Raw genomic sequence first — 26,872 nt, 5'->3', positions numbered from 1 at the left:
TTTAAATCTAAAATTAATGAAAAAAATCATTTTACTTAAACATTGGAGATGGTTTAAAATAATGTTTTGCTCCATCCTCCTCCTGACCATATGCCATTCCTCTTCTCAAGTTATGGCCAAAGACCAGGATGAAAAAACCATTGAAGAGGTATTTTTAGACCTTGATGCCGAATCTTATACCTTACTCCAGCTAATAAAGCTTATTGAAGAAAAAACGGAGTTCACCTTTAGTTATTATAAAAACGAAATTAATTTGTATGGGAAAATAAGCTCCACAAGAAAGTCTGTTTCGGTTTATGATATTTTGCTGGAAGTAGCCAAACAGCACAACCTATCCTTTAGACAGGTTGACAAATTTATAAACATTAAACCAGGGAAAAATAAAAAGACCAAGACAAAGGCATCCATGGCGATTACCGTAAAAGGGAAAGTCACTGACCAAGAAACCGGAGAAAGTATCCCGGGAGTAAATGTACTTGTATTGGGGACCAATAAAGGGACAGTAACTGATCTCGATGGAAATTTCCTTATTGAAGTAGTCAATGGAGAAGCCGTTCTGATATTCAGCTATATAGGTTATGAAGATTTCAGAATTACAGTAGGCGCACGAACTCAAATTGATATTCAATTAGCGGAATCATCCGAAGGGTTGGAAGAAATAGTGGTTGTAGGCTATGGCACCCAGAAGAAAGTCAATATAACAGGATCTATTGCTTCAGTAAAAACAGATGATATAATAGATGTTCCTCTGGCCAACCTATCAAATGGTTTGGCAGGGAGAGCTCCCGGAGTGCAGGTGGTGGGTACTTCAGGTCTTGCAGGTGCAAGTTCATCCATCCGGATCAGGGGAAGTTCGGGAGAACCCCTTTATGTAATTAACGGTGTGATCAGGGATAAGGCAGCTTTTGATGCCTTGAATCCCAACGAAGTTGAAAACATTAGCTTTTTGAAGGATGCGGCAAGTGCTGCCATCTATGGATCAAGTGCAGGAAATGGAGTAGTTTTGGTAACCACAAAAGCCGGGACCAACCAGAAACCAGTTTTTGAATACAGGGCAAACTATTCTGCTTCCGAACCTACCAGACCGATTCAGAGTTTCAGCGCTCAAGAGGAAATCATGTTTTTGAACAATGCGGCTATTACCAGGGGATTGCCTGAACCCTATGGGGAGGACATTTTAAACTATTTCTCAGATAAATCCTACAGCATCAATGACCTGATTTGGCAAACTCCCACTGTTCGACAGCACAACCTAAGTGTTAGAGGAGGTACAAACGATGTGAATTATTATGTTCAAATGGGATACCATTCGGAAGAAGGGTCTTATAAAAATTTAGGATATGACCGTTATAATTTCCGCTCAGACATCAATGCAAAAATTACCGAAAGCCTTAAGATGAGTTTAAATCTCAGTGGAAACCAGCGTAACTATAACCGTTGGTATTGGCCATATGATGGGGCGGAAGATTTTAATGTAGGGGATTTTTACCGGGCGACCTTCAATTGGACCAGGTTGTATCCTTTCTATGTAGATATTGACGGCAACCCAACCAACAACCCACAAGATTATCCGGTAAAACCTGCCGGAGGTTGGCATCCTCCCCAACTAATGCTCAATGAAGGGGGGTACAGAGATACCAAGCATCGTTCATTAAATGCCATTTTGAAATTGGACCTTGACCTTGGACAGTATGTCCAGGGACTAAGTACAAGTGTTCAAGGGAGTATCAATGCCTATGACAACAATATGAAATCATTTGTCATCCATAATAAATACTATATTTTCCAATCCAGTAATACCACAAATAAATTTATTCCGGGTCCTGTGGATTTAAATCAGACCGGCACCCATAACCTTAGCTCAGGATATGAAAATATTCAGGAAAATGTCCTACTTACCAGTGCTTACCAATTCAACTGGTACCTGAATTTCAAAAGGTCCTTTGGCAAGCATGAAGTAAATGCTTTGGCCGTATACGAACAAGCCGGTTCAAACAGTAAAAGCTTAAATGGAAGGGCAGAAAATCTACTTTCTACCTCCATCGACCAAATTTATAATACTTCAAGTGATACTGAAAGAAGGTGGTTTAGTGGAAGTGAGGGTGAATTTGCCAGGGTCTCCTGGATAGGAAGGGCAAACTATTCATTTGACCAAAAATACATCGCTGAATTTTCCTTTCGGTATGACGGAAACTACAAGTTTGCGCCTGGTAAACAGTGGGGCTTTTTCCCCTCAGGATCCGTAGCCTGGAGGCTCAGCGAAGAAAATTTTATCAATGACCTTTCCCTTTTTGATGACCTTAAGCTAAGAGCTTCCTATGGTACCACCGGAAGCGACAGTGGTATCAATGCCTGGAGATGGGGGCAAGTATACCAAAAGTCATCAGGATACGTTTTCGGAAGTTCTTTATATGATGGACTGGTACCAGGAGCGGTACCTAATCCTGATATAACCTGGTCTACCATTTCTTTATGGGATGTGGGACTTGAATATGGCTTTCTAAACAACAGACTAGTAGGTGAAATGGACATTTGGGGGAAAACTGAAAGTGACATCCTGGGTACAAGATTAGGAACCACACCTACCACTTATGGAGCATCCTTGCCCGCCGTAAATTACGGTCAAAGATCATGGAAAGGCTTCGAAATTAACCTAGACTGGAGAGACAATATAGGAGAACTAAAATACAGCATCTATGGTAATATGGGCTATGCAAGAGATCGATGGGAAATTTGGGACGAACCTGAATCCTATATAGATGGAACCTATGAAGACAACTGGAGGAGTAGGATTGGCCAGCCGGACAACAGGGTTTCAGGTTATATTTCCAAGGGAATTATACGAACTCAAGAGCAATTAAATGCCATACCCGAAGGATTTACTCAATTTGGAAGAGAGCCTATGCTTGGCACCTTGCTTTTTGAAGACATCCGGGGTGCCAATTACTCTGAAGGACCCGACGGAAAAATTGATGGCAATGACTTAACCTACCTTAGTGACAATGGCACACCAAGAATCAATTATGGTGTTGGATTCAGGGGAGAATGGAAAGGTTTCAGCCTTAACGTCCACCTGCAGGGGGTTGGTGCATATGATCGTATGATTCAAACCAGAAATGGCGGAGGCGTTTTCCAAGTGGGTGATCGCCCTTATTTTGATATATGGGCAAGAGATTATTGGACCCCGGAAAATCCGGATGCCACTTATCCACGGGTAAATGGACAGTGGATGCAACCGGAGTTTGGTGGTGGATCTTCCAGTTTTTGGATGAGAAATGGTGCCTATTTAAGGCTTAAGAACCTGAATTTAGGTTATTCCTTGCCGGAGAGATGGTACAGTAGCCTTGGGATTACCCAAGTACAGCTCTATACAAATGCCACAAATTTATTTGTCATCACTGATTTAAAAGAACATGATCCTGAACAGGCCACGCTGGATTCTTATCCCTTGATGAAAACCTTTACAGGAGGCCTTACTGTTCAGTTTTAATCTCTAAACCCCAAAAAAATGAAAAATATTATATACAAACCCTGGTTAACCAAAGGCCTGGCATTATTATTTTGTTTGGGACTTTCTCTTTCTGCTTGTAACAATGTGTTGGAAGACGTGGATGACCTTAGTAATTATCCCGGGCAAGGAACCTTTGATGATGAACAAACTGTGAATGCCTACCTTTCGGCACTCTACTCCAGCACCTTTTCCGGATGGCCACTAAATTTCGGAAATTATTCGAATGAAAGTGGAGGGATAATCGGATCTGACTGGGTTACTGAGAATAATGGAACCATGAAATTTTGGCCCTATGACATTATCAGAAGGGTAAATATTATGCTGGAAGAACTCCCTGCAGGTCAAATACCGACCGAGGATCAGGTAGAAATGGAAGCCCAGGCAAAGTTTATCAGGGCTTACCTCTATTTCAAAATGGTGTATTATCACGGTGGTGTACCCATCATTACCGAACCTCAGGATTTGGAAGACGAATTAAATGTGACCAGAAATTCTACCGCCGAATGTTTTGATTTTATCATTAGCGATCTGGATGATGCCATAGCCAATTTACCCGCCAAATATGAGGGAGGAGAATTTGGTAAGATTGACCAGGCTACGGCAAGGGCTTTTAAAGGTAAGGTTTTGCTATACAAAGCCTCACCACAATTTAATCCAACAAACCCCTATGACAATTCATACTGGGAAGATGCCTATCAGGCAAACACTCAAGCCAAGGATTTCTTGGATGCCAATGGCTATGGACTCCTGGAAAACTACAGAGATGTTTTTGAAACCTCCCAACATAAGGAAAATATATTTTCTGTTGTGTATGTAGACCCGGTAAAAACCAACGGGAGAAGAGAGGATGCCGTAAGGCCTCTTTCTGAATCGAAGAATGCCACCGGAGGAGACCAGCCGATTTGGGCATTGGCTGAGGCTTTCCCTATGAAAGACGGCAAAATGCCTGGAGACCCTACTTCAGCTTATACCTATGATTTACAATCCTTTTGGGAGAACCGGGACCCACGATTTGAAGCTACTTTGGTGTGGAATGGAGCCTCTTATCCTTTAAGTGGAAAGGCTGACAGAAGGCAATATACCATGTCTAATATTGCCTTGCCGGTAGATGCCTTCGGATACATTATTCAAGGAGAAAGCCATTACCGCACAGGCCTGTATTGTAGAAAAGGCATTATGGAGGAGCTTTCTCAGGAACTGGTAAACACCAATGATGTAGATTGGCCGGAAATCAGGTATGCAGAAATACTATTTAATTTTGCCGAATCAGCCAATGAAACCGGCCATATCAATGAAGCATTCCAGGTATTAAAGGACATCAGGCAACGGGCAGGCATAGAAGCCGGTGCCGATGGAAACTTTGGCTTAAAGGAAGGAATGTCCCGAGAAGAAATGAGAGAAACCATTCTTCATGAAAAATTTATAGAAATGGCTTTTGAAGGACAGAGGTTCTGGGATCTCAGAAGACATCGCATGTTAGACCGTCTTGATGGCATGAGAAAATATGGCGTAATGGCTACAAAACTCAATGGAAAGGCTTACAATGAAGTTACCCCTGAAGACATCACTGCGGCCAATAATTATTCCTTAATGCCGGATAACTTCACCTATGAGCTGGTGGAATTAATTACAAATGGCCCCAGTCAAATGTCTATGCCCGATAAATATTATTTCTTCCCCATTCAATTAAGCCATATTGACAGGAATGCCAATTTAGAACAGAACATTGGCTGGGAAGGAGGCACATTTGATCCAACCCTTTAGCATACACAATCTAGATGTGTTGCAATCAATCTAAAGTCAGTTTAATTATTGCTGTTTGGAGTTTTTCACGGCGCTCCGCAATGTTGAAATCTCCAAACAGCAATTAAATAGCTATTGAGAGGAGGCAACACCATAAATCAATCAGTATCTAAGCTAAACCAATGCCTCTTTTCATTGGACTTATTTACCAACAGAAAGCTTCGAAAATAGCAATAAAGCTGTCGGTTTTTAGGAGAATTGATTGGGCAATGGAAGGATTATGCAAAATCGGATTTAATTGGTAGAACACCATTGGCTGATAGGGTTTAATACCCGAATCTTTCACCGGTAATGGCTACCGGTAATATCCAAGCATTTACAGCTTAACCCAGAACATGTAATAGAAGCCCTATTGTATAAACCGGATCTCAAGACCTATATCACTAAATTAACAAGGGCAATATTGGATTGCCCTGCTTTACCATACCTTATGAAAAATAGTAAACTTCAGTATTTCCTACCTTTATTATTCTCTTTTACATTATACTCATTTAGTAACTCAGCTCAGGTAACCTTTCCAAAGTTGTTGGAAGAAATGACTGATAGAAAAACCCTGTCCATATGGCCGGAGCCTTTTTATTTAACAAGCCAGGCTTCGAGTTATTCAAGGAAATCGGTAAACAAAGACAATCTGGAAGCCGACGCCAATTTTTTTACCGGAAATTATGGTGATAAAGAGGCCCCAAGAGACTGGGGGCAGGGCTGGTTTGAAAACCATGATTTCAGTCAATACATAAGAACAGAAACCAACCAAGGCCGAAAGGAAGATGTAATGTTTGAGGACTTTGGTCCGGGGGCCATTGTAAGGTTTTGGGCAGTTTACGGAGGCATTCCGGACGAATATGGAGGTATCTACAGGCTTTATATAGATGGCAACCCAGTACCGGTAATCGAAATGTACCATAAAAATATGATAGGAGGTGCAGGCCTTGTAGGGAAACCTTTCAGTTTTTTTGCCCCTGAAAAGGCAGAAAATGACACCTGGAGAGGCCGAAACCTAATTTTGCCTATCCCCTATGCAAAAAGCTGTAAGATCACCTATGATGGTGAACACAAATATAGCCATATAGAGGGCTGGAAAGGCCATTATTATCAAATCAATTACCGATCTTACGCAAAGGGAACTGAAGTAGAAAGTTTTAACACTAACACGCTGAAAACCTCCAACCAAGAATTAGAAAAAGCCGCTGAAATGTTGGTTCATTCTCCGGAAAGGCCTAATGCCAAAATTCAAGCGTCAGCAGTCAAGGTTAAACCCGGGGAAAGCTTCATAAAGAAAATCAAGGGTGCTGCTATGATTGATTTCTTTCAAACCCGAATTAAAGCAAATGACATGGAGCAGGCACTAAGATCCACAGTAGTATCCATAACCTTTGATGGAGAAGAAACCGTTTGGTGCCCCTTGGGTCAATTTTTTGGAATTGGCTATGTTTCAAGACCCCACCAGACCTATTATACAAAAGTGGATGGGTCAGGCTTAATGTCCTCTTATTGGGCGATGCCATTTGAAAAAGAGGCAGAAGTAAAACTTATCAATTATGGTGACCAGGAAATAATACTAGAGGAACTGGCCTTGGACCATCGTCCCAATGAATGGACAGATCTAAGCATGTATTTCCATGCCACGTGGAAAGGAACAAGCAACCTAGACACAAAATTGAGGAGTGATTATAATTATGTTTCTATATTAGGGAAAGGTATATATGTGGGGGACAACCTTACCTTATTTAATTCATTTCCAGACACCACTGGTATCAATTGGTGGGGAGAAGGAGATGAAAAAATTTATGTGGACTTCGAAGCCTTCCCCTCTCATTTTGGAACCGGAACAGAAGATTATTATTGCTATGCCTATTGCAGGCCCCAGCCATTTTCTTCACCCATTGCCTCACAACCTATAGGCGAAGGGAACAAAACCCCGGGAGTGACTTCGAATAACAGACAGCGTTTGTTGGATGGAATTCCTTTTTCAAAAGGGTTTTCGTTTGACATGGAAATTTGGCATCCTCACCGGGCACCGATGGACTTTAGTCCTGCTACTTTTTATTATGCATTTAAAGGCAGTCAGGACAATATAGAAAAGGATATCAATGGAGTATCCCATAAGGTCAGGCTACAAATTGAATAATCCCTTACAGATTTTAACCCTCTTCTCGGAATCACCAAAGGGCTTATAAAATGTACCGATAGCCCCCATAAACTGAAATTTAATCTAAAAGTAAAAATATGAAAATAAAAAATACCATAGGCCTCTCTCCTATTATAAGCTTGATTTTAGGGGTATTGTTATGGTCCTGTAATGAAAATCAACTGGATCTGGAAACAGATTATCTAAAAATCACACTAGATGATCAAGGCAAATTAACCTCTATTTACGATAAGATAAACCTCACTGAACTCCAATATCCCTCAGACAGCAATTACCTTTTATCTGTACAGGTAAATGATGGTATTGTCTTTCCTAATAAAATGGAAATCGATGAAGCTTCCCAACATATTTACCTGACATATGATCAACTTGAAATAAAGGCTCAGGTACAATACTCCAAGAATAAGGATTATATTACTTTCGAACTTATTGACCTAACTAATTCTAAAAAAGCAGATAATATAATATGGGGGCCATACAGGCTAAATATTTCAGAAACGATCGGCGAAACGGTGGGTGTGGTACAAAATGGTCAATTTGCCGTGGGTATTCAGGCTTTAAATATCAAAACACTAGGCGGATATCCATCAAATCCCGATGATACAGAGCCTGCTTATGACATTTTCGCCACCAACAACCTTACTGATGTATCTGACAGTGTGAAAGTCTTGTACAGGGGGCAAACTGCAAGAAAAACCGGTTTTGGAAGTAAGCTTCAGGCCTATACCCGAAACCGACTTGAGGACAAAGTAATTCCTGTATGGGCCCATGAAAATTACACCGTTAAGGCTTATGAGGATGGTGGGGTGATTGGCTCCAAAATAGCCCTATTTGGAAGCCGCCCGTCGGATGCATTGAAAACCATCGGAACAATTGAGGTACAGGAAGGCCTTCCCCACCCGGAGATAGACGGCGAATGGGCAAAGACTTCGGTTGAGTCAACTGCCTCCTACCTGATCATGCCTTTCGGAGTTCATTCCATAGACAATGCCATTTCCTTGACAAAGCAAGCAGGATTGAAATATTTGTACCATGGAGGACCATTTACTACCTGGGGACATTTTAAATTGAATGAAAGGGAATTTCCTGAAAACTGGGAAAGCATGAAAGCCCTGGTCAGCAAGGCTGAGAATCAAGGAATACATTTAGGAGTACACACGCTTTCTAATTTCATTACCACCAACGATCCATACGTTAGTCCAATACCCGACGACAGGCTTGCAAAGGTGGGGACTACCAAGCTAAGTAAAGATTTAGGTGCTTCGGATAAAGAGATTTTTATTGAAGACCCAACCTTCTTTAACCAAATGAAAAACAATAACCTCCACACGGTCTTGGTAGGGGAAGAACTGATCCGGTATGAGGCTGTTTCCAATAGCGCTCCCTGGAAATTACTTAATTGTGAAAGAGGGGCTTTTGGAACAGAAGATGCTGCTCATGCAAAAGACCAAGAGATCAGCAAACTGATGGATCATGGGTACAAAACTTTTCTGAGCAATACCGAATTGTCCAAAGAAATAGCCCTTCGCATTGCAGACTTTTGTAACCAAACCAATATCAGACAGCTATCTTTTGACGGACTTGAAGGCAACTGGTCCAATGGCATGGGACAGTACTCCAGGCAATTGTTTGTGAATACTTGGTATAAAAACCTAAAGCCGGAACTTAAAGGTCAGGTAATCAATGATGCCAGCAATCCCGGACATTATTTCTGGCATATTTTCACAAGAATGAATTGGGGAGAACCATGGTATGCGGGCTTTAGGGAAAGCCAGACACAATACAGACTGATGAATCAGGATTATTTTGACAGAAACCTCATGCCCAATATGCTGGGATGGTTTTCCCTTTCACCGGAAACAAGCATTATGGATGCTGAATGGCTGCTGGCAAGGGCTGCAGGTTTCGATGCAGGCTTTGGCTTGGCCACCTCAATGGAGGCAGTAGAAAAAAATGGGCAAATCGAAAAAATACTTGAAAAAATAAAAAACTGGGAGGATGCCAGGCTGTCAGGTGCTTTCAATGAAGTGCAAAAAGAAAAATTAAAGAATATAAACAACGAGTTTACTTTGGAACGGACAGCCAAGGAAAAATGGGAACTGAAAGAAGTTCATTCAGTGATTCATCAAATCATAAAAAAGGAAAAACAACCCGGAGAACCATTGGCAAAGCAACTGGACTTTAATAACCCCTATGAATCCCAGCCATTGAGCTTTCTGCTCAGTTCAAATTCAGAGGAAAAAATTACCAAGGTAAGCTTGGAAATAAATAATTTCACCACCATAGAAATTCGGGCAGATCTTTCCAAAGGCAATAAATTGGCCTATGAAGGTGGGCCACATGCCTTGCTTTATGACAAGCAATGGAATAAAATTAAAGCATACCCCATTGATTCCACTAAATTAAGCATCCCTAGGGGAAACCATTCTGTACTAATTGACATGGAAGCACCCTATGAAGCTGTACTTAAGGCTGAATTATTTGTAAAAGGAAATACTATTTCTATTCAGAAATAACTTAATAAAAAGATACTACCTAGCTAAAAATGAAAACAACAAACTATTTAAAGAAAGAAAACAGTAAAATAAAGATGATTTCAAGCCTGATGTTTTCAGCCTTTTGGATCATCAGCATTTATATGGCAGATGCCCAAGGTTTAAAAGAACTTCCCTCCTATGATAGGGAGGCAATAAAATATAAGGGAGATTGGCTAATCAGCTCGGCACAGAAAAAAACCAAAAGCTATTCCAATTCCAATGGTCAACTTGTATTAAGCAATGGTCTGATCAGCAGGGTATTCGAAATCAACAAGGGCGGCGCTACTGTGGGACTGGAAAACTTAATGACGGGTGAAAACATGCTTCGGGCAATAAGACCTGAAGCAGAAGTAAGCATTGATGGCTTAAAGTTTCCTGTGGGAGGTTTGGTTGGGCAGCCGGTACAAAACTACCTGCTGGACAAATGGGTACAACAAATGGAAGCAGACCCCTCGGCCTTAACCTTGCTGGACCAGAATTTTGGCAACACAACACCCAGATTTGATTGGAAAAAAAGGCCGGAATGGATGCCCAAAGACCTGGATTGGCCGGCTCCCGGTAAACAATTGGTATTTACCTATGGGTTTAGCCAAAAACTGATCACACACCTTGTCAACCAAAGCAATACCGACCAAGGCAGAGAAGTATTATTTATGGATAAATTCATGGATTTAAAGGAAACCTGGGAAGTCTTTGCATCTAAAGCGGATGAGAGAAATTCTTTTATCAATGAAGGCAAGGCTGGGGAAATCATGGCCTTGGCCAATCAATATGTTTACGCAAGCACTCCGGTACCTGCTAAGAGTAAGGTCTGGATTGTTGAAATCGATCCCGGTACTGATAAGTCCGGTAGCTGGGGACCGGGCATGGCCTTGCAATCAAAAAATGGAGCCTTGTACAAGTTTAACCTGAGAACGGGCGATCTTAGTTTTGGTATATATGATGGGAAGAATGAAAGAAGGATTGGGAAATTACTAGCCGGAAAGAAAGTATACCTCAGGGCAGAACAGCTACCGGATGGCCTAACCTTCTCCTTTTCTTACACGGGGGAGGATTTCGAGCAATTGGCAAAGATTCCTACAGACAACAGTCCTATCGCCTCACTTCAAGTGGGGAAAATGGATCAAAAAGCCGGAGCCGGGGATTTCATTACATCAGGAGAAAGAGGCAGAAGTCATATTAATCAGGTGCAGATTTTAGGAGAACTTCAAGAAAATGCCAAACAAGAAAAATTGGATCGGTTAAAATACTTGAAAGACCTCCAAGTGAAGGTTTTCTACGAAATGTATGATGACATCCCTCTTCTTTCCAAATGGATTGAGGTCGTCAATAATTCCGGGCAAAAAATAGTTGTTGACCGTTTTAAAAGTGAGATTTTGGCTTTGGTGGAAGCAGAAAGCGCAGTGGATGATAAGGATATTTGGAGAAAACCCAACCTTTCTGTAGAGACAGATTTCCGCTTCGGAGGTATGTCTCCGGATAACCTTTACTCGAGTAGCATTGCCTGGAATGCAGACCCTGCATATAAAACGCAGGTGAATTACAATATGAAGACACCTGCTTTGCTGGAAGCCTACCCTAAATTAGGCCCGATGAAAACTTTGGCCCCGGGTGAAAGCATGAAAAGCTTTAGAACTTGGGAGCTATTCCATGACAGCTGGGACCGAGAGCGAATCGGTCTTGCCGAAAAGAGAATGTACCGTTCACAAGCACCTTGGGCTACCGAAAACCCTATCATGATGCATGTTCGGAATGCTGACAATGCTTCTGTGAAAAAAGCCATAGATCAGTGTGCTGAGGTAGGCTTTGAAATGGTAATCATGACATTTGGTAGTGGGTTTCAGATTGAAAATGACAGCCCGGAAAACCTGAACCGAATGAAAGCCCTTGCTGATTATGCTCATGAGAAAGGCATAGCGCTGGGTGGTTATTCCCTATTAGCCAGCAGGAGCATCGACAAAGAAAATGATGTGATCATGCCTGAAGGAAAAAAACCGAGGTTTGGCAATTCTCCTTGCTTGGAAAGTGAGTGGGGACAAGAATATTTCAAAAAGCTTTATGCTTTTTACGAAAATACCGGGCAAGATATTTTAGAGCACGATGGAAGCTACCCCGGAGATGTATGCGCCAGCCACAATCATCCCGGACATTCCGGTTTAGAAGACTCCCAATGGAACCAATACGAAACCATCAGGGAATTTTATGAATGGTGCCGAAGCAAAGGAATTTTCCTCAATGTGCCGGATCATTACTTTATGGCAGGAAGCAATAAAACCGGAATGGGTTACCGCGAGACCAACTGGTCTCTTCCTCGGGCACAACAGGAAATCATAGAAAGGCAAAACATCTATGATGGTACCTGGCAAAAAACCCCTTCTATGGGTTGGATGTTTGTGCCTTTGGTGGAATACCATGGCGGAGGCAAAGAAGCCACTATTGAGCCATTGAAAGACCATTTGCCTCATTACGAACAAAGGTTGGCCAACCTTTTTGGTGCAGGGGTACAGGCCTGCTACCGAGGTCCACAATTGTATGACAGTCCTCAAACCAAAGAAATTGTTAAAAAGTGGGTGGACTTTTATAAGGCACACAGAGAAGTGCTAGACAGTGATATTGTCCATATAAGACGGCCTGACGGCAGGGATTATGACGGATTGCTACATGTCAATCCGGAAGGAAAAGAAAAAGGGCTGATCATGCTTTACAATCCCTTGGAAGTGCCGGTGGCCAAGACCATAAAGGTCAACCTGTATTATACAGGCCTGTCCGAAAAAGCCGTATTGACCAATCAGGATGGGGATAAACTGCATATGAGCCTAAATAGGGATTATAGCATTAACCTTCCCATCCATATTCCGGCAAAAAGCCAGCAGTGGTTTGTAATCAATTAAAACAATTTCTTCTTAAACGACACCTATAAAATGATAAAGATAATTGGTCTTACAGGGCTATATTGCCTACTTGCTTTTGTCAGCTTTGGACAAGAGCAGTCTGTAAAATATTATACCCTTTCCAACAGCCTAATAAGCAAAACCATTGAGGTTCGCGATGGTCATTTGAAAACCACCCAAATTGAAAATAAAGCTACAGGCGAAAAGATTCCAATCCATACCAAAACCGAATTTAAACTGAGAATTTCAGAAGGAACTGATCAACCCAAAACCGCCGAAAACCTGGTTTCGGCGGACTTTGTGTTGGAGAAAGTATTGGAAAATTCACCAAATCTCCTGTCTTTCCTTTTGAAAGAGAAACAGGGGAAAATGTCGGTTGAATTGACCTATAGTCTGGATGAAAATGAATTTTATACCAGAAAATCACTAAAGATAAAAGCCGGATTTAACCTGGTATTGGAACGCATAGATTTAGAAGTTATTGATGGAGGTTTGGTACAGCCTTATCAGCAAAAACAGATTACTGCTCAAGGACCTGCACAATGGAAACCGGGGCTGGGACAACCGCTCTTTGGGCAAAATGTCCCCATTTTTATGGGCATTGAGTTCCCTGCCAGTGACAATTTTGTAGGAGCAGATCAAACTGCATACTGTGGCTATTTATGGGGAAAATCACTTAAGGAAGGTGAAACTTATTTGACCTATTCATCGGTAACAGGGGTTGGAAAAGACAATGATGGTCTGGAAAAAACTTTTCAAGCCTATATCGATAATATCAGAATTAGGCCTCTCCGATTACAAGTTCAGTACAACAGCTGGTTTGATTATGGACAAGGTGTCAGCAAAGAAAAATTTATCTCCAGTGTGAATAAAGTACACGAGGAACTTGTGATCAACCGTGGAGTTCCTCCTTTAAATGCCTATGTAATCGACGATGGTTGGCAGGATGTTCATGCAGACTGGTCAGATGAAGTATGGAAAATCAATGAAAAGTTTGACATGGACTTTTCCGGAAGTTTCGATAAAATGAGGGCTGTTGATTCCAAATTGGGACTCTGGCTTAGTCCGGGATTACTTTTCGGAGCTCAGCCGGCAGCCAAACCTCTAGGCAAGCAAGGTTTTGAAATTTTGGGCAATTGGATGAGTATTGCCGGTCCGAAATATATGGGTTTGCTTGAAAAAAGAATGTTGGATTTAACCCGACAGGGGGTCTCCTATTTCAAGCTGGATGGGATTTTTGGTCACTTGAACATTCGGGAATTTGAGCTAAACGGAAGCGATTACGGTCTTCCGAAAATGCCACAGCTGGGCATTGATGGGTTAAGCCCTTCAGACAGCCTGCTCAATGATCCAAAGTACGATGCTTTAAAAACTTACTATTTGGTAGCAGGTACAGAAAGGTTAATAGAAATTTTTGAAAAACAACATCAGGTCAATCCTGAAGTATATATCGTCATTTCAAACGGAGCTTACCTAAGCCCATGGTGGCTCATGCATGTAGATGCTGTCTGGATGATCAATGCAGGAGATGCCGCAGGGGGTAGCTCCAGAACAGAGGAACTTGTTTATAGGGATGGGGTCTATTATGACACCTGGATCAAAGAAAAAACCCAATATCCAATGAATTCCTTGTTTAATCATGAACCTAAGAAGACCAAAACCGGTGAAAGCAAAGAAGATTTCTTCAACTACCTGATGATGAACCTTTCCAGAGGCACCGGATTTGTAGAATTGTATTTAAAAACCAAGGAATTATCCAAGGAAGATTGGGATGTATTAGCCGATGGGCTTACATGGGTACACCATGCTTTCCCCTATTTCAAGTACGTGACCATGCATGGTGGAGACCCAAAACAGCAAGAAGCTTATGGTTATAGCGGATGGAATAAAAAAGGTGGCTATATCTCCATTCATAACCCCAACAAGTCTGCAAGTGCCAATTACAAAATTTCTTTGGATTCCCTATTAACGCAGCACAAAAAGAATACAACCTACAGAATGATTCCTATCGTAGGAAATTCACCAAAAAAAGAGACCAATATCGAGAATGGCACCCAATTGGAACTTGAATTGGCACCCGGTGAAATTCTGATTTATGAATTTCAAAAAGTAAAACAAACTAGGGAAATCATTCATCATTAAACTCTGGTTTTACCTCCTAATTAGGGATTTGGTTAAATTTTATATTGAGGGATTAAGGGCAATATTAATTTATTGCCCTTATTTTTTTTATAGGTATAGAGAATTTTTTAGGCTTCAAAGGGATCATCAGGCGCTCCTGTAAACCCTTCATTTTCTATTGCTCAAATAGACTTCCCAGTATTGCTGTTAACAGTTTTTTCTAGGGCCATCTTAGGTTATGCCCAGACCTCAAATAACTTCATCGCATCACTTTCCCTATTCATCGCAGTCTTTTTGGGTTTCATCGCAGTTCAAAAAAAGGCTGGATTAAGCACCGTATGTTTGAATCATAATTTAAAAACAAACAAAAAAAATACACGAATTTAAACAATAAGATCATGAAAAACATACTTAAAAGTTTCGCAGTAGCCGCATTAATGTTTATTTCCTTAAGCTCTATGGCTTATGTACCTAGTGTTAATCTAATCAATGGATCTACCTCAAAAAGTTTAGTGTTAGCCATGGTTTCTTCCACCAATGCTCAAGATGTGTCCTTAATTGATGCCAATGGCAATACTTTATTTTATGATGATGTGACAGACCATAGCTATACTAAAAGCTTCAACCTAAAGAATCTTGATGAAGGCACTTATTTCATCAACGTAAATAACAAAGAGCAGTCCGTGGTTTACACCCTTGTATTAGAAGCTGATGGCATCAATATCCTCAATAAAGAGATGGTAGAAAAGCCTTCTGTGTTTGATACATATGGCCACAAAGTAAACCTCAACCTTAACAATAGTGACCGAACTAAAGTGGCCATAGAAGTGACCAATCAAGACCATGCCAAACTTTATAAAGAAGTCTTTACCGGCAAAAAAACCATTGACATGACCTTCAATTTTGAAAGAGCCGTCCAAGGTGACTATACCATCAGCGTCAAAGATGGTAATGAGGTTTATACCCAAGAAATAAATGTGAATTAAGCCAAAAACAGGTTCACATCAAGAACTAAATGTTATAAGCTTTCATAATGGAGATGCCCCTGTCTTTACATCAAGTACTGTTCAGGGGTTTCTTTTTTTATATATAGTAACCTAAGCGATTTTTGCTGCATTGGTTATGATGGTTGAAGCGGCCAGTAGTACCAAGAATCGATTGTCAACGGGATAGGGCTTCTTTTTAAAACAAAAAACAAATATATTGAAGGCAGATCCTTTCAAAAAAACAATTCATGATAAATTGTATTGCCATAGATGACGAACCCCTTGCGCTGGAATTGCTCAAAAAATACATCGACAAAATAGCATTCCTGAACTTGGTAGCTACCTGCGACAATGCCTTTGATGCCATGGAGCAAATGCAGCACCAACAGATAGATCTTATCTTTGTTGATATTCAAATGCCGGAATTAACAGGCCTACAGTTTATTTCGAGCCTTGAAAAAAAACCTTTGGCCATCGTTATCACTGCCTACAAAGAATTTGCCTTGGACAGCTTTGACTTGGATGTGGTGGATTACCTGCTAAAACCTGTTCCTATGGATCGTTTTTTGAAAGCCTGTAACCGAGCCAAAGACCGATTTGAATTATTGACCAACCATAATCATGACCAGGCTACAAAAGATCCAGACCATTTTTTTGTTAATGTAGATTACAGTCAAGTAAAAATTAAGTTTATTGACATCCTATGGCTTAAAGGTTATGGGGATTACCTTAAATTTTATTTGAAAAAAAACTCTCAGCCATTGGTGGTTCGGATGAGTTTCAAGGAAATCGTATCCATATTACCGCCAAAACAATTTATAAGAATTCACAAATCTTATATGGTGGCTATAGATGAAATTACTTCCATCCGTAAAAGCAGTCTCTTTTTGGGAGAATTGGAATTTTCAGTGGGGGAATCCTACAAAGAAAGCGTAGAAAAGCTAATTGATTAAGCCTGATATAAGATCAGGGTTTATATGAAACTTATTCTTCTTAACTTGGTTAATCCTATGTAAATTTTCTAATAGACTCCTATCTTTAAAATTATGAAGGCTGAAAACAAGGACCAAAAGGAACACCAACAGGACTTGGAGAAAAAATCCAATGAGGTAGAAAGGTCAGAGAATTATACCGAGATCCTCAGCCGTGTCATACACGAGGGGGAGGAAATATTTAAAATAAATAATAGGGCAATATTTTTAAGTGCTTGCATCGCCGGCTTAGAAATAGGGTTCAGTTACCTTTTGGTTGCTACTTTATATTTCACCTTTGAAGGGAGGCTGGATGAGAATACCACCTTCAAATTATTCGGCCTTGTATATCCCTTGGGATTTATCATGGTCATTCTAGGTAAATCGGTATTGTATACCGAACAAACCTCTGTATTGGCCTTACCGGTGTTGAATGGACAAAGGTCAATTCTTGAACTATTAACCATCTGGTCTATTGTCATTATTGGGAATCTCTTGGGGGGAATCTTATTTGTATTCTGTGTAGGAGATTTGGCTTCCCAACTCAACCTATTTGAAAAAGTAACAATGGTTAAAATTGCCGATCACATCTTGGATCACAGTTATTGGGTATTGCTGTTGAGTTCCATATTTGCAGGTTGGCTGATGGGACTTTTAACCTGGCTTTTGAACAGCACCACTGAAGCCTTGACCCGAATACTATTGATTGTTCTAATCACTGGAACCATAGGTTTTGTAGGTTTTCACCATAGCATCGTAGGGAATATAGAAGCCTTTGCCGGTTATTTATATTCGGAATATATCTCCATTGGGGATTATTTGGTCTTCCTTGTTCTAACCTTATTGGGCAATGGAATTGGGGGTGCCATTGTGGTAGCACTTTTTAAGTATCGGATTTTCGAATCCCATTATGCTTCAAAAAGGAAACATTAAGCGGCCTTACTCTGGATTAAATATATCTCAACCTGACGGAGAGAAATTTTTGCTTTAGCTGTGATTTCAGCAATTAAACCTGACCTATGCAATAGACAATCTGTACCTAATCCCAATTAAAATGAGAAAGTAGTTACTACAAACCCATGGTCTGAAGGGTAAGGAAAAGTTTTGCCATTGATGAAAAAGGGTTCACCCAAGTGTGCGTTGTAGGAATCTGAAGTAATGGGCTTTAACGCATCCCCCTTATAAAAAATATATAGTCTATTCGGTGTTCATCCTTCACCCCTTTACTGTCCCAGGTAACACCAGGATGGGTTATGGGATCGGGATTTAAAGTTCTGTAAGTATCAATCAAACCTATATCTTCTAAAACCTTGGTACTGTACCAGGGGACCTGCAAACCATTGTGAATTTCATTGGTCTCTTCTCCCCAATCCAAATGTGAAGGGCTGTTCATGTCTCCGCCAAAAATCATGGGAATGGAATCAGTGGCTGCACTGTATCTCTTTAAGTAGGGAAGTACCTTTTGAATCCTATTGTACCGGGTTTCTGTCTTTTCCCAGTCAAGCAATTCAGCAGTATTCATACCCATTTTCTCGGGTTCATTCTCCCAAGGCAGATAATGAAACCAATTGGAAAAGAAACGGATCTTTTGACCCTTTATTAGAACTTCTCTTCCTCCTAGGTAAAAAGGATATTCTGTGTCTAGGCGCTCACCAAAGGGAAATTTAGAGAAAATGGATAGATTGACGTTTTTGTCATCCAAGGCAGTCCCTTCCTTAGCAATTAAATGAAAATCATAGCCCAGAGAATCTGCAATTCTTTTGCCTGAACCATAGGTTTCTACCATCAAGATCACATCGGGATCAATTTCTTGGATGATTCGAATAACCTGCTCGGGACCATTTTCAATGTCATTGCCACCATGCAAAATATTCCAGGCCATCACTTTGAAGGTGGCCTTTTCCTTCTTTTCTGCGCAAGCATTTATCATCAAAAGAAAGGTCAGGAAAAACAGAATTCTACTCATCAGGCTAATTTTTTGGAAAAGTATTAAATCAGCCAAGCAAAAACAACATAATTCCACTTTCAAAAATAAACGCACAACAAGATGAATGGGGTAACTATAGTTTTATCATACCCTCGGCTATAAAGACATTTAAGGAGGGTAAAAGTTGATTTCCTACTTGCGAAACAAGGACTTGTTCCCTTCGATATAAGCCATTAATTCAGACGCTTTATTGAAAACTTTCTTAATGTTCCCATTTTTATCGATCACCAAGTGGGTGGGGTATAACCTTAACTTCAACCGGTCTTCTACCAATTCTTTTTGTTCGGGAAAGACCACATAATCAAAGCTTCTCTTATTCAAAAAGTCGTCCAGTGAAGTTCGAGTATCCGTGGCCAAACTTAAAAATTGTATATCATTATTATTGCGGTATTTATAAACAAACTTATTCAATTCAGGCATCTCAGCTATACAAGGTTTGCAAGCAATAAACCAAGTTTTGATTACCGTGATTTTCCCTTTCAGGCTTTCATTGTTATACTGCTGCCCATCGATAGCTTTTAGGTCAATTATTGGGAATTTTTCACCTTCCATTTCAAAATATCCTAAAGCCAATTCCGCAGAATTCTTGATGGTCCCTGAAATGGTTTTATCTGCACCTTCAGGCAATTTAACTAGTTTGTAGGTAATGGAATCTGACTTGGCTTTCATCTTGCCCTCAATACCAATAAAACCGCCACTTATTAACTTTTTCAAAAATGTTTCTTTTGAGATTAATTTAGCATTTTCATCGAGCGCAATAAAATCCGATGATAAAGATATTTTGGAATAATGGTAATTCCACCAAGTACTAAAATCAGCTGTCAATTCTTTCAAGTCTACCTGCCCTTGCCTTTCTTTGTCAAGATTTTTACCTGATTTCTTATTACAAGAAGCACAAGTAATAATGATCAATAATAACATGAGCGATATGTTCTTCATAACTTATTGGTTGATAATAAGTTTAATATAAAAAAAAATAAAAATACCATAAAACTAAACACGTCTTTTTTAACCTGATTAAATAGTTTTGTTAAGGTTTTGCCTGTAGTGCGGTTCCCTCCGGTTTCAAAATTTATATACCTTTCTTACTATTGTTTTCAAATGAATTCACAGCTATTCTAAACCCTAAATCATCTATTTTAAAGGAGTAGGGATGGCTCCTTCTTCTTGTGGTTGCCATTACACTTCTTTCTACATCGCACCAGCCACCACCACGAAAAACCCGATAGGAACCATAAACGGTTTCATCATAAATATCCGAACACCATTCCCAAACATTACCAAGCATGTCATAAAGTCCCCAAGAATTGGGTTGCTTTTGTCCAACTTCCTGAGTACGATTGTCGGCATTTTTTTTATACCAGGCAATCTTCTCTAATTCTCCGTACCTAGTATTTTTTTCGCCAGCCTGGCAGGCATATTGCCACTCAGCTTCAGTTGGAAGCCGAAATCCGCTTGCCTTGGCATCAAAGCTTACGATTTGTGAGGTATTATCAATGACATAGCATTGGCTTTTCGCCAATGTCTCAGACAGTTTATTACAAAATTTAACAGCTTCAATCCAAGAAAGAGTCTCAACAGGTAACTTTTCACCTTTGAAAGTAGCCGGATTTTCATTCATTATTGCAGCATACAAGTACTGAGTAACTGGAAATTTGGAGAGTCTAAAAGATTCAATTTCACGAGTCCAAACTTTTTTTACCCGGTCGTCTCTCATTTCCACAGTACCTTTTGGAATCGTGACAAATAAATTTTCAATTTTTTTCTTGTCTACGTTTTTCTTATCTATTTCCACGCTACTTTTTGGATTGAGGACCTTTTAAATATTGACTTGGTTTTTAAATCGATCGAAAAGGTTGATGGATAATTCAGCAAAAGATTGATGGCAATAAAAATGGGTAAATCCATATTATTATATTGCTCATCAGGAAGTTCGGAGGCAATTGCTCCAGCAATGAGTCCCCTGCTCACTTCTCTAAACTGACCCATCGCTGAAAAAACCTCACAAAGCGTTTCAGATTCACAAACTGATTTTAAACATTCAAAATATTTACTTTCATGGTTAAATTCATAAACTCCGTCATTATTTTTCCAAATATCCTGAAAAAAGGGTTTATTTCTATTGATGTTCAGAAATTCTGCTAACCCTGATGTGACAAAAAAGTCAGGAGGCAAAGACATACTACTCCTATCCATCAAAAACTTTTTATAATTAATTTCGCCGTAATGTTTTAGAAGTTGATCATTAAACTTCTCTACTACAACCGCTACAAATTCAGACTGCTGTTTATCCAAACATTCAAGAGATTTAATCTGTTGTGAATTTCCGGATGAATTAAACAAAACTAAGAAAGCCAAGGTAGCAAAGACTTGTAGTGTTTTCATAATATTCAGTTACTGAATTAGATAGACCAAGGCAGAATTCATTAATCCTTTCTAAAAATAGTAATATAAAAGCAAAGCATCAACCTCCTAATCCTTAGGCACATCAAGAAATCAACCTCAAGGCTTCTCTTTTACTTAAGGAACTTAATGTGGTATCTTTTACAAATTCCTGCACCCAAATAGGATTGATACGGCTGTATTCCCGCAATACCCAGCCTATGGCTTTATTGATAAAAAACTCATTCGACCCTAATAAATGGTGAATGCATTGTTTTAAAAGATCAAGATCCATTTTTTCTTTGTACTTCAACTGAAACAGTAGGGCACTCCTTTGCAACCAAATATTATTGGACTTCAACCATTTGTCTATGTGTTCCTTCCTCTCTTCCGGAAAAAGCAGGAAATAATTGCCCATCAATTTATTGGCTATCAAATCTACCGTATCCCACCAAGATTGATGAGCCACCATCTGTTCATAAAGATCGATGTCCTCTTTCTCTGTGACTTTCAAGTATTTTGAGGCTAGTTCCTGGCCAAAATAATGAAATTCTCGCACATCTCTAACCCATAAAACCTTTATCAACTCATGCAACTCTGACTTTGGCGGAAGCATGGCTTTGAGCAAAAACGGTCTTTGGATAGCCCTTCTTTGCTGGGTAGAAATCCCAAAAAACTGAAATTGATTTCGCAAATAAGCCCTTTGCTGCAATGCCAGTTTACTATTCGCATTCCGGCTAAACTCCTGTTCTAAGACAGCAAGGTACTCTAGGGTTTCATTGGATAGCATTTGATAGAATATTAATGGTGTGTGCCGGGAGGATAATTATTAGTAAACCTGGTCCCTTTAATCTTACCCGATTAAGCGAAACCTAACTTGAACCTAAAATAGGGAAATTTTTCAACTTTTATTGATGCCACAATCATTAAACTAGGTAGAGAGCTTCCCAAGTCAACTCCGACTCCGCTGACTTCGACAGGCTCAGCCACCGGAGCCGAATTACCCAATTTTCATCAAATAAAGCGGTAGAAAATTGAAATTTGGCTCCTACCTGGTCTAAGTTTAGCGAAGCGTAACTTAGACCCAAAATAAGGAAAGTTTTCAACTTTCGTAAAATAATCACCAGGTTGCCGTCAAAGCTAATATAGGTAGGGACCCCAAGTAAACTTCGACTCCGCTGACTTCAACAGGCTCAGCCACCGGTGCCGAATTACCCAATTTTCATCAGCTAAAACAGGAGGCAATTAAAAATTGTTCTCACTTTACCTTTTCAGAGTTTAGACCAAAATAATCGATCAAAGAAACTAATCAATAGGAATGGGCTTTAGCCCATTTATAGGGTCAAATCGCATCATCCGGCTTTAGCCAAAATTTCGAGAACACAAGGGTTTTATTAAATCTAAATTCAAGTGGTCAATATGCTCTGGAATATCCAATACTCATAATCATTCTTTAATAAGTTAATGTATTAATCTCCGCCTTATAGCTATTCGGTGTTAAGAAATTTAAGCAGGAGGCAAGGGCACAGGTGCTGTTTGAAGAAGCTTTTAAATAGAAAAAAAATAATTATCGAATAAAAGGCTTAGCAAATCAAGAAGGAAAAGTAGGATACATGTTTACTTATGCAATAAAACAAATAACTGAGGATAGTATTTACAATATCCTCAGTTACGGTTGGTTAATTGGAAGAAACTCCAGCAAGGTCCCAAACTCCATTATTGACTGATCTTTCTACATATTCTTTAAAATGAATAGGTTTCCTGCCGAGTACTTTTTCAATATCATTTGTGATTTCCGAGTTGTCAGGATTTCCCAGCACTTCAGTGAACAAATACTCTACCAACCATATAAAATCTTCAGGAACATTTTGTTGCTGCATTGCTGCTACATAAGCCTTAACACTAATTCCTGTAAATTGGATCTCTCTTCCACCGGCTTTGGAAATCAAAGAGACGGCTTCCTCGAAAGTCAATCCTTCAGGGCCGGTTAATTGGTATATTTTACCATTGTGTTTGTCCTCAGTCAATGCGCTAGCAGCAACTTCAGCAATATCATTGGCATCAACAAAGGGGATCTTTGCTTCAGCAAAAGGCAAGGCAACATGCCCTTTTAAAATCCCTTCAACCAGAAAGTTTTCACTAAAATTCTGATTGAACCAATTCGCTCTAACAATGGTATAATCCAATCCGGAGTGAATCACCAGCTGCTCGCACAATTGGGCCTCTCGCTCTCCTTTGCCTGATAACAATACCAGTTTTTTTACATGGCTTTTTTTAGCAACTTTTACCAAAGCCTCGATGGCCTCTAAGGCGCCGGGAACTGCCAGGTCCGGCTGATAGCTGATATAAATGGCCTCCATTCCTTCCACCGCTGCTGACCAGCCCTCTGGATGGTGCCAGTCGAAGGCAGGATTTCCCTTTCTAGACCCAACCCTAACATGGTGACCCAAATTGTGTAATAATTTTACGATACGTTTTCCGGTTTTTCCGGTTCCTCCAATGACTAAAATGTTACGTTTCATGATGTGTAATTGAATAGTTTATGATGATTGAGTATCTAATACAAGCCCCACTAAAAGCATTGCAAAAGAAGCAATAGCACTTATTGTCCTAACCAAATGCCATTGCTTCCATGGCGTTTCAAATTTTTGACGAAGGGCCTTAAGTTCTTCTGAAGTGGAAGCAGTCAAATCTGTCCTCTCAAGCATTTCATTTAATGGAACATTCTTGAATACAGTTACAAAAGCTACTCCCAGAATAAATAGCATAGTGGCCACCACTAAAACCCAAAAGGACCTATCCGGATTTTGATACTTAAGGTAGATAAGGGCAATATTTAGGACGAAAGGGCCAAAGAACACAAGGATAAATGCGGGGTTGATAATCACCCTGTTCATCTGTTGAAATGCATATAAAAACCCTAGGTCATCCATTTGTCCTATACCCGGCGTTACGGCATTCGTCCAAGTAAAACATAAACCGGCAGTTAAACCTGTTAATAAGATGGCCTTACATAGCAAAACCGTTTCTACATTGAATTCCATTTCGCCTAGTATTTTAAAGTTTGTGTTTTTGGGTAGACCCTTGTATAATAATATAGCACAGCCACTCCAAGGAGCTCAAATGCAATGATCCAAAACCCTAAATCGGTAAAAAAAGTATAATGATTCCCACCATTGGGAATCACGAAAAGGGGTACCGTAATTAGCGCATCTAAAAATGCAGCCACCAGTAGAAATACCTGACCGACAAAATAACCATGGGTTTTACTTCCCTTCTGATAGTATAAATACGAGCCCAGCCACACCAATGGAATCACTACAATAAACAAAACCATATTGGCTTGTTGATTTGGGTCTTCAAGAAATTGGTAATGAAAGGAAAGGGTATACAAACCCACAGCCAGTAGCCAGATTCCAACTCCAATTAAAATTGCTTTGATCGTTTTCATGTCTTGTATTGTTTTGATTACAAGACAAAACTAGCTTAGCCTCCAGTAAACTATTTATTTAAAAAGATGTAAGATTTGTTTGAAAAGACGAGTTATTTAATCTGACTGGGTCTGTAACCGTATTTTTTCGCAAAGGCATTAGAGAAAGAGCTTAAACTGTCATAGCCAACATGCCAAGCTGCTTCCTGTACAGAAGCTTGTTTATTACTAATAAGGCTGTGAGCGGTTTTAAGTCTTTCATTCTGAAGGTACTTGAACACAGGAATGCCGAAAACCTCTTTAAATTCTTTTTTCAGCTTGGTTGTATTCAAACCCAAGGCCTTGGAGAGCTCCGTTAACGATGGCGGGTTATCCAAATTATTCGACAAAATCTCTTTTGCCATTTCCAGCCGTTTTCTATCTTCTGATTGGAATCTTTGGGAATGATCCAATGACAATTGACCAAAAAAGTGCGACAGCAAAGCGGTTATTTGACTTCTAAAAAACATCATTTTGGTTTTACCCTTGTAGCTAATATTAAAAAGACTATCAATAATCTGGTGCATTTCGGGAGTCATATAAAAGCTCGGCCCTTCAACATAATGATCCTTGGGATTAACCAAATTTTCCAACAGCTCCGAAAAAATTTTTCCTTCTTGGTTGGGGAGATTTTGTAAATTTCTAGTGGCTGTGGCTATAAGAATGCATTCAAGTGGTTTGTTATTAGAGACCGTATGAATACAATCCACCTGTTCATCCGCATAAAAAGAGAGCGCTAAACCTTTGGTATAATTAAAATCACGCTTCCCGGTGGGGAAATTCATTTCTAAATTCACATTACCGGAACCATAAAAGGCCACTGCAATCACGGGTTCATCAAATTTACAAGAATCTTTAATGATCTCCTTCGAGAAAGCAGTCTCAACTAAAATTGTAAAGTCATTGATTTCGATAAAATCCCGGGTCATTAGAATCAATCCATTATCACCAATGATCAGATGAAACATTGGTCTTTTACGTTATTAATTTTCTACTAAAGTATCGTATTTGCACAACACTTTCAAATACCTTGTTAAAACTTAGCCAAATAATAAGAATACTTTGTGTTTATTTTAGGTGGAAAAGTGACTCCTATAATTTACCCCTGGAAGATTTTATTGTTAAGAAATTGAAGCCAAAAGTTTTCGGTATCCCATATACCTACTTTCTCGCCCCTCGCTGGTCTAAGTTTAGCGAAGCGTAACTTAGACCCAAAATCAGGAAAGTTTTCAACTTTCCTAAATACCAAAAACAACAATGATTCAGGAAAACCAAAAATGGATTGCCAACCTATGGCTTCGACAAGCTCAGCCACCGATTCCGAACAACCCAAATTTTACTCCCGGCAGCTGAGCGGAGTCGAAGCCATAGGGTAACGGATACATTCTGCCTACTCCTTCCGCTCAGGAACCGGCTGGGACGAGGGCGAATAATCGAAGGAATAAGTTTTCCGGTGTGAGGTTAGCCTTAAATTTTAGCCGAAAAAATACTTAGCGGCGTTTTCCCTGAAGTATCAGGGCAGGCCACTGAGTTGCTACACTTCAGGGCAGGTTCGTTACTTTTTTGACCTACAGCAAAAAAGTGACAATAGTCAAGGTAAATGATATCATATAGAAAAAAACAAAATTGAAAAATCATGTCTCAACCAACAATATAAATTGTGGCACAAATAGTAAAGAATAGGGTTAATTTTGATTAATCTGCCTGCATGAAAAAATTAAACATTTAACTGAAAATTAAACGTTCATTTCTTTTCCATAGATGAAAAGAAACGAACCAAAGAAAAATCTAGCCAAAAGAAAACTCCTAAAACAAGGCCCAACCCCGCCTCGTAGTTTTGGCATTCCCACCTCACCCCTCGAATTGCGATTGCATTAAAAATTTCATAATAAATACATTACAATCAACACTGACTATCCTCCATTGAAAAATTATTTCATTACTTCCCGCCTTGTAGCTATTCGGCGTAAAGAAATTTAAGCAGGGTATGGCAAGGGCACAGGCACTGTCTGCCGAAGTTTTTGGTTGAGGTATCATCCAAAAATCAACAAAATAGAAAAAACCT

The 26,872-nt window shown here is 39.8% G+C and carries 18 protein-coding genes; 9 read left to right on the top strand and 9 right to left on the bottom strand.

What is annotated here, in order from left to right:
* Positions 1-16: 16 nt before the first annotated feature.
* From ACYVHJ_RS20780 to ACYVHJ_RS20740, 9 genes are all read left to right on the top strand, one after another.
* The gene (locus ACYVHJ_RS20780) at positions 17-3,490 is read left to right on the top strand and encodes a SusC/RagA family TonB-linked outer membrane protein (RefSeq protein WP_460518797.1); all 3,474 of its coding nucleotides are present in this window, start codon (positions 17-19) and stop codon (positions 3,488-3,490) included.
* A gap of 18 nt (positions 3,491-3,508) precedes the next feature.
* A complete protein-coding gene (locus tag ACYVHJ_RS20775) occupies positions 3,509-5,275 on the top strand; it encodes a RagB/SusD family nutrient uptake outer membrane protein (protein ID WP_460518794.1) in 1,767 nt (588 codons plus the stop codon).
* A gap of 469 nt (positions 5,276-5,744) precedes the next feature.
* Positions 5,745-7,442, top strand: a complete 1,698-nt coding sequence (locus ACYVHJ_RS20770; protein ID WP_460518790.1) for a glycoside hydrolase family 172 protein — start codon at positions 5,745-5,747, stop codon at positions 7,440-7,442.
* Positions 7,443-7,540: 98 nt separating this feature from the next.
* On the top strand, positions 7,541-9,979 hold the full coding sequence (locus ACYVHJ_RS20765) for a hypothetical protein (RefSeq protein ID WP_460518787.1): 2,439 nt from the start codon (positions 7,541-7,543) through the stop codon (positions 9,977-9,979).
* Between the two features lie 29 nt (positions 9,980-10,008).
* Entirely contained in the window at positions 10,009-12,891 is a 2,883-nt protein-coding gene (locus ACYVHJ_RS20760) for a hypothetical protein (protein ID WP_460518784.1), read from the top strand.
* Between the two features lie 30 nt (positions 12,892-12,921).
* The gene (locus tag ACYVHJ_RS20755; RefSeq protein WP_460518781.1) at positions 12,922-15,033 is read left to right on the top strand and encodes an alpha-galactosidase; all 2,112 of its coding nucleotides are present in this window, start codon (positions 12,922-12,924) and stop codon (positions 15,031-15,033) included.
* 377 nt (positions 15,034-15,410) lie between these two features.
* Positions 15,411-15,998 carry a T9SS type A sorting domain-containing protein gene (locus tag ACYVHJ_RS20750; RefSeq protein WP_460518778.1) on the top strand — a complete coding sequence of 196 codons (588 nt, stop codon included), beginning with the start codon at positions 15,411-15,413 and terminating at the stop codon, positions 15,996-15,998.
* Positions 15,999-16,246: 248 nt separating this feature from the next.
* Positions 16,247-16,951, top strand: a complete 705-nt coding sequence (locus ACYVHJ_RS20745; protein ID WP_460518775.1) for a LytR/AlgR family response regulator transcription factor — start codon at positions 16,247-16,249, stop codon at positions 16,949-16,951.
* Positions 16,952-17,044: 93 nt separating this feature from the next.
* A complete protein-coding gene (locus ACYVHJ_RS20740; RefSeq protein ID WP_460518771.1) occupies positions 17,045-17,902 on the top strand; it encodes a formate/nitrite transporter family protein in 858 nt (285 codons plus the stop codon).
* 232 nt (positions 17,903-18,134) lie between these two features.
* On the opposite strand, the gene ACYVHJ_RS20735 is transcribed toward ACYVHJ_RS20740, so the two are convergent.
* The 9 genes from ACYVHJ_RS20735 to ACYVHJ_RS20695 all read right to left on the bottom strand — a co-directional run bounded on the left by ACYVHJ_RS20735 (position 18,135) and on the right by ACYVHJ_RS20695 (position 25,775).
* Positions 18,135-18,935 carry an endonuclease/exonuclease/phosphatase family protein gene (locus tag ACYVHJ_RS20735; RefSeq protein WP_460518767.1) on the bottom strand — a complete coding sequence of 267 codons (801 nt, stop codon included), beginning with the start codon at positions 18,933-18,935 and terminating at the stop codon, positions 18,135-18,137.
* Between the two features lie 153 nt (positions 18,936-19,088).
* A complete protein-coding gene (locus ACYVHJ_RS20730; RefSeq protein WP_460518764.1) occupies positions 19,089-19,895 on the bottom strand; it encodes a TlpA family protein disulfide reductase in 807 nt (268 codons plus the stop codon).
* A 133-nt stretch (positions 19,896-20,028) separates the two neighbouring features.
* Positions 20,029-20,751 carry a formylglycine-generating enzyme family protein gene (locus ACYVHJ_RS20725; RefSeq protein ID WP_339903454.1) on the bottom strand — a complete coding sequence of 241 codons (723 nt, stop codon included), beginning with the start codon at positions 20,749-20,751 and terminating at the stop codon, positions 20,029-20,031.
* Positions 20,742-21,341 carry a hypothetical protein gene (locus ACYVHJ_RS20720; RefSeq protein WP_460518759.1) on the bottom strand — a complete coding sequence of 200 codons (600 nt, stop codon included), beginning with the start codon at positions 21,339-21,341 and terminating at the stop codon, positions 20,742-20,744. Before ACYVHJ_RS20720 ends, ACYVHJ_RS20725 begins: the two co-directional genes overlap by 10 nt.
* A gap of 103 nt (positions 21,342-21,444) precedes the next feature.
* Entirely contained in the window at positions 21,445-22,128 is a 684-nt protein-coding gene (locus tag ACYVHJ_RS20715) for a DNA alkylation repair protein (RefSeq protein ID WP_460518756.1), read from the bottom strand.
* A gap of 889 nt (positions 22,129-23,017) precedes the next feature.
* Positions 23,018-23,860, bottom strand: a complete 843-nt coding sequence (locus tag ACYVHJ_RS20710) for a Rossmann-fold NAD(P)-binding domain-containing protein (RefSeq protein ID WP_460518753.1) — start codon at positions 23,858-23,860, stop codon at positions 23,018-23,020.
* An 18-nt stretch (positions 23,861-23,878) separates the two neighbouring features.
* Entirely contained in the window at positions 23,879-24,382 is a 504-nt protein-coding gene (locus ACYVHJ_RS20705) for an anthrone oxygenase family protein (RefSeq protein ID WP_460518750.1), read from the bottom strand.
* A 5-nt stretch (positions 24,383-24,387) separates the two neighbouring features.
* Positions 24,388-24,789: a DUF5367 family protein gene (locus tag ACYVHJ_RS20700; RefSeq protein ID WP_460518747.1), complete on the bottom strand. Its 402-nt coding sequence runs from the start codon at positions 24,787-24,789 to the stop codon at positions 24,388-24,390.
* A gap of 92 nt (positions 24,790-24,881) precedes the next feature.
* The gene (locus ACYVHJ_RS20695) at positions 24,882-25,775 is read right to left on the bottom strand and encodes a helix-turn-helix transcriptional regulator (protein ID WP_460518744.1); all 894 of its coding nucleotides are present in this window, start codon (positions 25,773-25,775) and stop codon (positions 24,882-24,884) included.
* Positions 25,776-26,872 lie beyond the last annotated feature (1,097 nt).

This window comes from Cyclobacterium sediminis, assembly GCF_054781075.1.
The sequence above is the reverse complement of the archived record's forward strand: the minus strand, read 5'-3'. Positions and strand labels throughout refer to the sequence as shown.